The sequence below is a fragment of the Nocardia alni genome (assembly GCF_019038435.1).
GTDB classification, from domain to species: domain Bacteria; phylum Actinomycetota; class Actinomycetes; order Mycobacteriales; family Mycobacteriaceae; genus Nocardia; species Nocardia alni.
In genome coordinates this window covers 1-11,055 of sequence record NZ_JAGPOX010000225.1, presented here as the reverse complement: position 1 = coordinate 11,055, position 11,055 = coordinate 1, and the positions used below count along the sequence as shown (strand labels likewise).

Sequence of the window (11,055 nt, the reverse complement as noted above, 5' to 3'; positions counted from 1 at the left end):
GGGCGGTGTCGGTGATGCGCGGACCTGCCGAGGTGGGCGTGTTCATCATGCCGGGGCAGACCGATGCCAGGAGAATACCTCGGGCGCAGTCGGTTTCGCGACGCTGGGCGGCCAGGGTGCGAACGGCGGCGACCTGGGCGATCTTCGAGGGGATGTTGACGAAACCGGGCCAGGGGCCCGAGCGGGCGGTGCCGTCGGCGACCGCGTCGCGCCAAACGGCGGTCTGGGCGTCGACCTCGTCGAGGGTGGGTAGGGCGTCGAATCTGTTGTGCAGCACGGGGGCCAGGTAGCGCAGGGTGCCCAGCGAGCTGGCGACCACGAGCAGGCGGCCGTTGTCACGCAGCAGCGGGGCGAAGGCGCGCAGCAGGCGGGTGGTGCCGAAGTTGTTGACCTCGGCGTACTCTCGGATGATCGCGCGGGGATCGTCGTCGGGGCCCACCCGCATGACCGCGTTGCCGAACACGATGTCGATTCCGCCGTGCCGTTCGCGCAGTTGCTCGGCCAAGCGGTCGGCCCCGTGCGGGTCGGCGACGTCCAGGAGTTCACCGCGCACCCTGGCCCCACCGGCGGGCAGCGATTGAACGGCCTCGGCGATGCGGTCGAGGTTGCGGCCGGTGAGATAAACCGTGTCGGCGGGGCTCAGGCGTCGGGCCAGGCCCTCGACCAAGGCCAGGCCCAGTCCCTGGGTTGCCCCGGTGACGAGCGCGACTGTGGGGCTGATCGAATTCATGCCTCCTACGCTAGGAGTGGTTCAGGCATGTTTCCAGCGAGAAATAGTCAGACATGGTATGCGTAATTGTCATGGCCTTCGGTGATGCTTCGCTGACCGCGCTGCGGGTGTTCCGAGAGGTGGTCGAGCGGGGGACGCTGACTGCTGCGGCGACCGCGCTCGGCTACACCCAGTCTGCCGTGTCGCGGCAGATCGCCACCCTGGAGCGAGCGGCTGGTGTCCCGCTGCTGGAGCGTCGGCACGACGGGGTGCGGCCCACACCGGCCGGGCAGGTCGTGGCCCGGCGCGCCGCCGCGGTGATCGATCAGATCGATGCCACCGCAAGGGAATTGGCGGGAATTCCAGGGGAGCGGGCCACCGTCCGGCTGGGCTGGTACGCCAGCGCCGGAGCGTGGCTCGTACCCCGGGCGCTGGCTCGGGTGCGGCACACGCATCCGGGGATCACGGTGGTCGGCCGGGAGGCGGGCACCCCGGCGCTGGTGCGGGCCCTGCGCGCGGGGACCATCGATCTGGCGCTACTGGCCTCGGCGCCGCCGTACCGCCCGCCGGACGCCGAAACCCCCGCCCTGATGTTGCAGGTGCTCACCGAACGCGCACTGCGCATTGCGATTTCGGCCGATCACCCGCTCGCCCGCCGCGACTACATCGACGTCGCGGATCTGCGCGGGCAGCGCTGGATCGCCGGATCCGGCGCCGGTCCTGTCATGGGAGTATGGCCCGGCCTGGACGAGCGTCCCGACGTCGCTCACACCGCCCGCGACTGGCTGGCCAAACTCGCCCTGGTCGGGGGCGGATGCGGCATCACGACCGTCCCCGCCGTGATGCTCCCGGCCTTGCCCCCGGGTGTGCGGGCCCTACCGGTCCGCGGCGGCGCCAACGAGACCCGCCGCATGTTGCTGGCCCGCCTCCCTCGTCCCCTCTCCGAGGCCACTACGCGTCTGGCCGAGGCCCTGCGCGCCACCGCTGTCGAGGCCGACAGCCCTTCCGAGTAGCCGGCGCCGCATCGAACGAGACCCCGCTGGACAACCTGATCCAGCAGCGCCGAACGCACGGATCGAGGCCGCAGGCTACGACGGTCGGGAAGCCGTAGATCTCGAACGATCCACTCATCCTGCCGGGCAACGACCGATCAGGAACGCCTGGCCGACACCATATCGCCATCGTCAGCGCGAATCTTCCCTCGGCCGGGCGCTCAGTGAATTCCGCCGAGCGACAACGACTCACAACTCGACGGCCAGCTCCGTACCGGAATCGGCGCGGAGCCCATCGATCGGTGATCGGTCCGGACCGTCGGGCCCGAAACCGGTGAGGCACCCCCGCGCATACTTGCCGAAGGCGGCGACCAGGCGGTTGTGGTCGTCGCGCCGGGTGGCCAGTACGACATGTGCCGGGTCGACGCCGTCGAGCGGAATCGCGACCACGTCGGGGCGCAGCGCGGTGAAGCACCGCCCGGCGACGATGACAACGGCCTCACCGGAGGCGACGACCTCGAGTTTGTCCTCGACGCTCTCCAGCAGCGGACCGTCGGGGGCCGGGCGGCCGTCGGGACGAGGGTCGATGCGCCAGTAGGCATTCCACGCCGGATCCGATTCGCGCAACCGGGGTACGGGCTCGTCGGCGATATCGTCGAGCGTGACGGACTGCCTGCCCGCCAGCCGATGGCAGCGGGGCATGAGCACCGAGCGCGGCTCGTCGTAGAGGATCGTGACGTGCAGGCCCTCGGTGGGAAACGGCAGCCGGGTGATCACCGCGTCCACCCGGTGCTGGAGCAGCGCGGAGGAGACCTCGGAGAACAGCACGTACTGGGTGCGCACCTCGGCATCGGGATGCAGCCGCCGCATCCGGCGCACGGCGGGGGTGATGATCAGGTCTCCGGTGTAACCGATGGTGATGCGGTCGGGCCGGGCGGCCGCACGGGTCTGCCCGATGACCCGGCCCGCGCTGCGCAACAGCGTCCCGGCCTGCGCCAGGAAGACGACACCCGCGTCGGTGAGCCGGACACCCTGCGGCCCGCGGTCCAGCAGCCGCGCCCCGACCTGACGCTCCAGCCGGTGGATCTGCCTGGTCAGCGACGACTGTGTGAGGTGCAGGGCCACGGCGGCACGGCCGAAATGCAGGTGCTCGGCCACCACCGTGAAGCTGTGCACCAGCCGCAGGTCCAGGTCCACCACATCGGGCATGACTCCACCATAACCCCGGCCGATCCCCTGTCACCTGCACGAGCTGTGACGATGCGCGAATCGAATCGCGCGAATCGAATGAATCATTGGATACCGGCCGCGCGGGGGATCAGAGTGGAGCTACCGACACACCGTCAGTGGACGCAGTGGAAAGGATCCCCATGACCATCACCGAGACGACACGCACGGACCTGGGCCGGGTCGGCGTGTGCCTGCCGGTCACGTTCACCGCCACTCCCCCGGCCGACCAGCAGCGGGCCGCGGGCCGCCGGCTCGAGCAGGCCGGTTATCACACCGCGTGGACCAACGAGGGGATCGGCAAGGATGCGTTCGCCCAGCTGGCCGTGCTGCTGGCCGCCACCGACCAGCTGACGGTCGGCACCTCCATCGCCAATATCTGGGCGCGAGCGCCGCAGACCGCGCACGGTGCGGCCGCCTACCTCGCGCAGGCATATCCCGGCCGGTTCGCGCTCGGTCTCGGGGTCGGCTATCCGAACCAGGCCGAGAGCGTGGGCCGGCGGTTCGGCAGCCCGCTGTCCACCATGCGCGACTACATCACCGCCATGGACGGCGAAACCTGGCCGCCCGCACCCGATGTCGCGTACCCGCGGATCCTGGCGGCGCTCGGGCCCAAGATGCTCACGCTCGCCGCCGAGATCACCGACGGCGCGTTTCCCGCCGGACAACCGGTCGAGCACACGGCCGACGCCCGCAAGCAGCTCGGCCCGGACAAACTGCTGGTCGTCGGCCTGTCCATCGTGGCAGACGACGACCTCGACCAGGCTCGCGCCGCCGCACGACAGCAGGTCGTCAACGCACTCGACCGCGGTAACGCCCGCGCCACCCTCGCCGAATTCGGCTACACCGCAGAGGAACTCGCCGATCCGAGCGACAGGCTGGTGGACGCGCTCGTCGCACACGGCACCCCGGACATGATCGCCACCGAGGTCCGCGCACACCTGGCCGCGGGCGCCGACCACGTCGCCCTGCTCCCGCCGATCGGTACCGAATTCACCACGGGCGTAGACCAACTCGCCCACATCGCCCCGGCGTTGACGGACCTGTTGCGATTGCCCTGACACCTGTAACGGCACCCGAAGGATGATCCGTAGGCCCGGTGGGCTTTCGGCACTTGTCGCCCCGTCTGTAGTCCGAGCCCACGGTCGGCGCTCGTCATCTAGTCAGCAGTCCCAGCCCACTGTCGACACGTCATTACGTCCGTGGTCACAGTCCGCTGGCAACACTCGTTGTCCCGGCATGCTTTTGGCCTGGAGCCCGGCAGAAAGGATGTGGGGACGAGGTGCCGGGCATGCCGTGACGACGAAAGTACCGTCCCTACCTAGGCTTCGAGCATCTCCATAGCCTTGGCGGTGTACACCCGGTAGCCGAAATTCGGCCGGTAGCCGTGGATTTCGGGCGTATCGAGATCCCGGATGAAATCCAGTACCCGCCGGGTGACCAGCTGACCGGGTACCAGCACCGGGAATCCCGGCGGGTAGGGCGTGACGAAGGTCGCCGACACGACATCGGTTCCGGCGTCGAGCCTTTCGTAGATCTGCTCGCCGGTGAGGTACTCGCAGTTGGTGTCGTCGTAGGACAGGTAGAACGCCCGGCGCACATCGCCCTCGGGGGTGGGTTCGCTCCCGCTGTGGTCCAGGAATGCGGGATGGAATCCGCCGAAATCGGGCAGGGGCAGCGCGCGTTCGGTCAGCCGGTGTACCGCCTGACCGAACCGCTCCCGTTCCCCCAGGCTCATCTCGGAGATGTTCTGCTCGAGCGTGCGCGCGATTTCCACCAGGACCTCGACCAGATAGGCGACCGAACTGCGCGTGGTGCCGATATTGGTCATGAACAGCACGCTGTTGCGCGAGGTCTTGTTGATCTGAATGCCGTAGCGGTCCATCAGCTGCTGGCGCTTGAACGTGTCGCCGTCGTACCCGGTGCGCCCGATGTACAGCGTGATCCGCGACGGGTCCAGTACGAACTCGTCCTGCTCCCAGGCCGCCATCATATTGCGCAGCCCCGAGCGCAGGGGCTGGTCGATGGCCGAGGGGCGGAAGCCGTCCGGGATCAGATCGGAGGTGCGCAGGCATCGCATGTAGTTGCTGAGCAGCGGATGGTTGTCGATCGCGTCGCGCAGTTGCATCGCGTTCTCGATCTGCCGCTGCACCAGCTCGACGCCCTCCAGCGCCGCCTGCCGCCGACCGAGATCCAGGGGACGCGAGGATCTGGTAGTTGGGCGAGGTCGAGGTGTGCGCCATGTACGCCTCGTGGAACGGCTCGGCGACCTTCTGATCGAAGTCCTGGTCGAAGACGTGGATCATCGAACCCTGCCGCAGCGCGGTCAGCGTCTTGTGCGTCGACTGCGTGGCGTACACCCGCACTCGTGCCCGCGCCGGATCCGGCATGAGGCGGCGGTTCAGCAGTTCCTCGTCGCTGGGCGGGTTGTCGGCGTCGACGGTCAGGTACTCCTCGAAGCGCTGCTGGTACTCGGGATCCTGCAGTCGCTCGCGCAGGGCCCGGGCCGAGGCCATCGCGGTGCGCGTGCGGTAGACCGGGTGAAATCCGGCGAACGCGAACCACGCCTCGTCCCAGAGGAATACCAGATCCGGCTTGATGGCCAGGCACTCCTGCATGACCCGTTCTACGTCGTAAACGATTCCGTCGAAAGTACAGTTCGTCAGCGACATCATTTTGACCCGGTCGAGTTTCCCGGCCCGGCGCAGCGCCAGCAGTTTCGACTTGATCTCGCGCAATGACACCGCGCCGTACATCGAGTAGTCGTGCAGCGGATACGCCTCCAGGTACACCACATTCGCGCCGGCCATCATCATCCCGTAGTGGTGCGACTGATGGCAGTTACGATCCAGCAGCACGATATCGCCGGGCGCGACCAGCGCCTGGGTGACGATCTTGTTGGCCGTCGAGGTGCCGTTGGTGACGAAATAGGTGTGGCGTGAACCGTAGGTGCGCGCCGCGAGGTCCTGCGCGTCGCGCAGCGGGCCGGTCGGCTCGAGCAGCGAGTCCAAGCCGCCGCAGGTCGCCGAGGTCTCCGCCATGAACACGTCCAAGCCGTAGAAGCCCACCATATCCTTGATCCAGTGCGAGTTCACGATCGACTTGCCCTGGGAGATCGGCAGCGCGTGGAACACGCCCGTGGGCCGATGGCTGTACTGCTTGAGCGCGCTGAAGAACGGGGTGTGATACCGCCCGGCCACACCCTGAAGGATCGACAGGTGCAGCTCCAACATGCCCTCACGGGCGTGGAACACGCGGCGGAAGTAGCGGCCCAGGCGTCCGGCGATATCCTCCACCTCGATCTCGGTCATGAAATAGAGGTCCAGTTCAGGCCGCAGCTGCCCGATCGAGGTCGCCAGGATCCGCGCGCGCTCCTCGGGGGCCTGGTGGTCGGCCAGCTCGCTCGTCACCTGGTCGTCGACGAACTCCGAGAGGGTCGACAGATCGCGAATGGACCGGTGCGAGAACCGCCGCCGGATCACCACCGCCTGCAGGTTGACGTTGAGTCGTGTGGCGATGAGGGCCTCGTCCCCGCTGGACACCACGACCAGCTCGTACACGAACTCGTCGTCCGGACGCCGCCACTTGCGGACCTCGTTGCGCAACGCCCGTTCCTGGTCCTCGCTCATATGCTCGACGACCAGCACCTCGAAATACGGACGGTCGCGCTGGGTGGCCTGCTGCTGCTCGAGCTGCCGCGGATCGGACGGGAACATGTCCAGGTCGTCGGCGCCGGCGTTCTCCACATCGCCCGAGCGGTACGACTCCGTGGTGAGCGCACGGTTGATCCGCACGACCGCCTGCGCGAACTTGTCATAGCTGCCGGCGGCGAAAAACCGCTGCACACGGGCGAATTGCGGCGATCCCGGATAGGCCCAGTAGGGCTCGAGCGTACTGAGTTCGGCCAGCAACTCCCGGCAGACGTCCGCCCATTTGTCTTTCAGCTCTCCGACACAGCTGGGGCGCGTCAGCCGGTCGGCGGCCTCCTCCAGCCGGCACCATGAATCACTGCGGACCTGCCACAGGCTGTTATATGCGTGCAAATGCTCTGTCATGGCGGCCTCTCCCAAAGTCCAGCGTCCACGGTCAAGGCTGGCAAACTCGGTCCCCCCGCAGGTGTCCGTCAGACAAACAGTGCGAATCGAGATGACCCCACCTCGGTCCCCATTCTCGCCACTCGGCGGCCGGATTTCGGGTGGATTCGGCGAAAGGGGCCGGAGGAGACCGACTTGCCAGCGCGGCGAAGTCATCGCGCGTGGCGGAACCGGGAAATGGGATTACAGTGCACGCGTGGCAGAGACCTCACAGCGGGTGCGAAACCCCTGGGGACAGGGCGAACGGTTGCGCGCGGAAATCCTCGCGGCCGCGGCCAAGCTGATGTCCGAGCTGGACAGCGACGAGGGGCTCACGATCCGCGGCGTCGCCCGGGCCGCCGGGATTTCGCCGGGCAGTATCTATCAGCATTTCAGCGATAAGTCCGCGCTCGTCGAGGGATTGATCGAGTACGAGTTCGCACAGTTGGCGGCGACCATGCGGAATGCGGACGAGCAGTGCCCGCCCGATGCGCTGCTGGACCGGGTACGAGCGCAGATGACGGCGTATTGCCAGTTCGCGCTGGACAATCCGGGCCACTATCGGCTGATCATCAACAACCGGCCCGCCACACCCAGAACCGGTCCCCTGTCGGACATCGTGCAGCAGGTGGCCGCGCTGCTGCAACAGTGCGAGGACGCCGGGGTCCGGCTGCGCAAACCCCCGCAGCGCGCGGCGATCATCGTCCTGGTCGGCGTGCACGGTCGAGTTGCGTTGGAGCACAGTCGAGCTCCGGCCTCCCGGGCCGCAGACATCCCGGAATTCGTCGACGACCTCATCTCACTCCTCACCGACTGATCCTTCACACGTCACCGATGGTTGCTTAGCCGAACCAACGGATCTATCGTGAACAGAGTTAGTGAACGTTCGTTTAGTAACTCGTTTAGGGGTCACGATGACAGAAACCCTTCCATCCTTCCCCATGACCCGGGCAGGCAAATGCCCGTTCGATCCACCGCCACAGCTGCGTGAGGTCGAGCCGATCAGCCGTGTAGAGATCTGGAACGGCGATACGCCATGGCTGGTCACCGGGTATGATGATCAGCGAAAGATCCTGGCCGACAACCGGTTCAGCGCGAACAATCTCAATCAGGGCTATCCGCACCAGACCGCGTCGATCGCCGCGCGGCGGCGCAGCTTCCGCTCGTTCATCTCGATGGACGATCCGCAGCACGCCCGGCATCGCAAGATGCTCACCAGCAACTTCATGATCAAGCGCGTGGAGGCGCTGCGGCCACAGGTGCAGCAGATGGTGGACGGGCTGATCGATGAGCTGCTCGCCGGGCCCAAGCCCGCGGATCTGGTGACCGCGTTCGCACTTCCCGTGCCGTCCCTGGTCATCTGCCAGCTGCTCGGCGTGCCGTACGAGGACCACGACTTCTTCCAGGCGTGCGGCAAACGAATCATCAAGCGCGACAACTCCGTCGAGGACGCGCTGGCCGCCAACGAGGAACTGCGGTCGTATCTGCGCACACTCGTCGAGGCCAAGAAGCAGTCGCCCACCGACGACATGATCGGCCGCCTGGTCACCGAGCAGCTCGCCGCCGGGGAGCTGACCGAGGACGAGATCGCGGACATGAGTCTGCTGATGCTGCTGGCCGGACACGAGACGACCGCGAATATGATCGCGCTGGGAACCCTTGCCCTGCTGGAACATCCGGACCAGCTCGAGCAGGTGCGCGAGTCCGGGGATCCGGCGCTGATCGCCGGCGCGGTCGAGGAGTTGCTGCGCTATCTGAACATCGTGCACATGGGGCGGCGGCGGGTGGCCATCGAGGACGTCGAGGTCGCCGGGCAGCTGATCCGCGCCGGGGAGGGCGTCGTGCTGGTCACCGAGGCCGGAAACCGGGACTCCACGGCTTTTCCCGATCCGGACAACCTGGACATCCACCGCCAAGCCCGCCATCATGTGGCCTTCGGCTACGGCGTGCACCAGTGCCTCGGCCAGCCGCTGGCCCGGATGGAACTTCAGGTGGTCTACGGCACGCTGTACCGGCGGATTCCCACGCTGCGCCTGGCGATTCCGTTCGAGGACGTACCGTTCAAACATGATATGAGCATCTACGGCGTTCACTCGCTCCCCGTCACCTGGTAAGGATTATCCTATGAAAGTTGTTGTGGACCAAGACAAGTGCATCGGCTCCGGACAGTGCGTGCTGGCCTCGGAGCAGGTGTTCGATCAGCGCGACGAGGACGGCATCGTGGTGCTGCTCCAGGACGATCCGGCCGCGGAACTGCACGAAGGCGTGCGCCAGGCCGCTCAGGTCTGCCCGGCGTTGGCCATCGAGGTGAACGAGACGTAATTCCGCCCACCCCATCGTGATCCCCCGGGACCGGCCGAACGACGAGGTTCGGCCGGTCTCGCGTATCGGTCACGAGTGACGTCGATCACTGCTACCCTTTGGGCGATTTCGTACGTATGTGCGCTATGCGAACGTACGCCAGATAGTCCCGGAGTTGGCAATGAGGCGATTCACCGACACCTGCGTCCGTTATGTGGAGCGGGTGATGCCCGATCCGTACATCCTCGCGGTCGTGCTGACCATCATCACCGCGGTGGCCGCGCTGGCCGCGGTGTCGCATGCCACGCCCTCGGGCGCGGCACGGGCCTGGTATGAGGGGGTGTGGGGGCAGAACAACATCTTCGCGTTCGCACTTGAGATGGTGCTGATCCTGGTCTCCGGGCACGCGCTCGCCGATGCGCCGCTGATCCGCCGGGGCCTGGATCGGCTTGCGGCGCTGCCGAATACGCAGATCCAGGCGGCGGTCCTGGTATTCCTCGTCGCGGCGGTGTGCACCTTCCTGAACTGGGGTCTGGGGCTGGTCACCGGCGCGCTGCTGGCGCGCCGGATCGCGCAGCGGGTGAACGAGGCGGGAACCGGCGAGCCCTCGGAGGGACCGCAATCGGACACTGCGGCGCCCAGTGATCTCACCGGGCTGCACTTCGGCTATCTGATCGCCTCGGCCTACGCCGGATTCATCACCTGCAACAGCGGCCTGTCCGCCTCGGTCGCGCTGGCGAACACCGATCCGAAAAGCCCGTTGGACGTCGTCTTCACGGCCACCCACCACACCCTCGGGCTGTGGCGGCAGGTCGGGCAGCCCGCCAATCTCGTGCCCACGATCGTACTGGTCGCGGTGATCCCGTTCGTGCTGCGGCGCATCGCCCCGGTCGAGGCGCTGGCGCCGGACCCGGCGCTGTTCGAGGAGTCGGCCGCGCAGGTCGAGGAACGCACCGGACTGGCCGGTGCGGCCGAGCGCTTCCGCCCGCTGACCTGGGTCATTGTCGCAGCCGGTGCGTACGCGTTCTCTCTGCACCACTTCAGCCTGGATGTCGGCAGTATGGTCATGCTGTTCACGTTGGCGGGAATGCTGTTGCACGGCAATCCCATTCGCTACGTACGCTCATTCGTGGCCGCCGCGCGCACCGTCGGGCCGATGGTGCTGCAGTTCCCGCTCTACGGCGGCATCATCGGGCTGCTCGGCTACGCGCCGAGCAAGGATGTGCACTCGCTGGCGGTGCTGATCGCGGACGGCATCGTGTCGGGCGCGACGGTGATGACCCTGCCTTTCCTGAATTTCCTTGCCTCCCTGGTGATCACACTGTTCGTACCGTCGGCGGGCGGGCACTGGGGTGTGCAGGGTCCGGTCGCGGTGCACACCGCGCTGGCGCTGCACCAGAGCTCCCCCGGCTATCTGGCCAAGCTGTCCATGTCGGTCGCCGCGGGCGAATCGGTGACCAATATGATCCAGCCGTTCTGGCTGCTGCCGGTGCTGGCCCTGGCCAAACTCCCACTGCGCCAGGTGATGGGCTACACGGTGGTGATCTTCCTGCTCGGCCTGGTGGCCTACGGCGCGTCGTTCCTGCTCATACCCGCCGTGTGAGGTCGCGCACCGACCGGCGGCGTTCAGGTCAGTCGTTCGTCCTTGATCGCCAAGGCGTGCTGGCCCTTCTGGTAGGTCACCTCCCGAATGCCCAGGGCCGCGTGGAGTTTTCCGGCGGGGAGGGTGACCGGTTTCGGGGCGGGGCCGTCG

At 67.2% G+C, this 11,055-nt stretch carries 10 protein-coding genes and 2 pseudogenes; 7 read left to right on the top strand and 5 right to left on the bottom strand.

The window, feature by feature from the left end:
* Window positions 1-730 (bottom strand): SDR family NAD(P)-dependent oxidoreductase (locus JZ791_RS41965; protein WP_216903207.1); only part of this gene is annotated, 730 nt, incomplete at its 3' end.
* A 71-nt stretch (window positions 731-801) separates the two neighbouring features.
* On the opposite strand from JZ791_RS41965, the gene JZ791_RS41960 reads away from it, so the two are divergent.
* A complete protein-coding gene (locus JZ791_RS41960) occupies window positions 802-1,722 on the top strand; it encodes a LysR family transcriptional regulator (RefSeq protein WP_216903205.1) in 921 nt (306 codons plus the stop codon).
* Window positions 1,723-1,950: 228 nt separating this feature from the next.
* On the opposite strand, the gene JZ791_RS41955 is transcribed toward JZ791_RS41960, so the two are convergent.
* Window positions 1,951-2,910, bottom strand: a complete 960-nt coding sequence (locus tag JZ791_RS41955) for a LysR family transcriptional regulator (protein WP_216903203.1) — start codon at window positions 2,908-2,910, stop codon at window positions 1,951-1,953.
* Window positions 2,911-3,071: 161 nt separating this feature from the next.
* Here JZ791_RS41955 and JZ791_RS41950 point away from each other — a divergent pair, with 161 nt between their 5' ends.
* Window positions 3,072-3,989, top strand: coding sequence for a TIGR03620 family F420-dependent LLM class oxidoreductase (locus JZ791_RS41950; protein WP_254207282.1), 918 nt, complete (start codon window positions 3,072-3,074; stop codon window positions 3,987-3,989).
* Between the two features lie 260 nt (window positions 3,990-4,249).
* Here JZ791_RS41950 and JZ791_RS46750 read toward each other — a convergent pair whose 3' ends face one another.
* Both JZ791_RS46750 and JZ791_RS46745 read right to left on the bottom strand, forming a co-directional pair.
* The gene (locus JZ791_RS46750; RefSeq protein ID WP_308163456.1) at window positions 4,250-5,080 is read right to left on the bottom strand and encodes an Orn/Lys/Arg family decarboxylase; all 831 of its coding nucleotides are present in this window, start codon (window positions 5,078-5,080) and stop codon (window positions 4,250-4,252) included.
* 103 nt (window positions 5,081-5,183) lie between these two features.
* A pseudogene (locus JZ791_RS46745) lies at window positions 5,184-6,161 on the bottom strand (PLP-dependent aminotransferase family protein); the annotation flags it as partial.
* On the opposite strand from JZ791_RS46745, the gene JZ791_RS45765 reads away from it, so the two are divergent.
* The 5 genes from JZ791_RS45765 (at window position 6,075) to JZ791_RS41925 (ending at window position 10,905) form a co-directional block, all read left to right on the top strand.
* The gene (locus tag JZ791_RS45765; protein WP_254207285.1) at window positions 6,075-6,932 is read left to right on the top strand and encodes a hypothetical protein; all 858 of its coding nucleotides are present in this window, start codon (window positions 6,075-6,077) and stop codon (window positions 6,930-6,932) included. The pseudogene JZ791_RS46745 and the gene JZ791_RS45765 sit on opposite strands and share 87 nt — an antisense overlap.
* A 286-nt stretch (window positions 6,933-7,218) precedes the next feature.
* Window positions 7,219-7,818: a TetR/AcrR family transcriptional regulator gene (locus JZ791_RS41940; RefSeq protein WP_216903201.1), complete on the top strand. Its 600-nt coding sequence runs from the start codon at window positions 7,219-7,221 to the stop codon at window positions 7,816-7,818.
* 97 nt (window positions 7,819-7,915) lie between these two features.
* The gene (locus tag JZ791_RS41935; protein ID WP_254207281.1) at window positions 7,916-9,115 is read left to right on the top strand and encodes a cytochrome P450; all 1,200 of its coding nucleotides are present in this window, start codon (window positions 7,916-7,918) and stop codon (window positions 9,113-9,115) included.
* A gap of 10 nt (window positions 9,116-9,125) precedes the next feature.
* The gene (locus JZ791_RS41930) at window positions 9,126-9,323 is read left to right on the top strand and encodes a ferredoxin (protein WP_216903199.1); all 198 of its coding nucleotides are present in this window, start codon (window positions 9,126-9,128) and stop codon (window positions 9,321-9,323) included.
* Window positions 9,324-9,483: 160 nt separating this feature from the next.
* Window positions 9,484-10,905, top strand: a complete 1,422-nt coding sequence (locus JZ791_RS41925) for a TIGR00366 family protein (protein WP_216903197.1) — start codon at window positions 9,484-9,486, stop codon at window positions 10,903-10,905.
* A gap of 23 nt (window positions 10,906-10,928) precedes the next feature.
* On the opposite strand, the pseudogene JZ791_RS45760 reads toward JZ791_RS41925, so the two are convergent.
* Window positions 10,929-11,055: pseudogene (locus JZ791_RS45760) on the bottom strand (metallophosphoesterase); the annotation flags it as partial.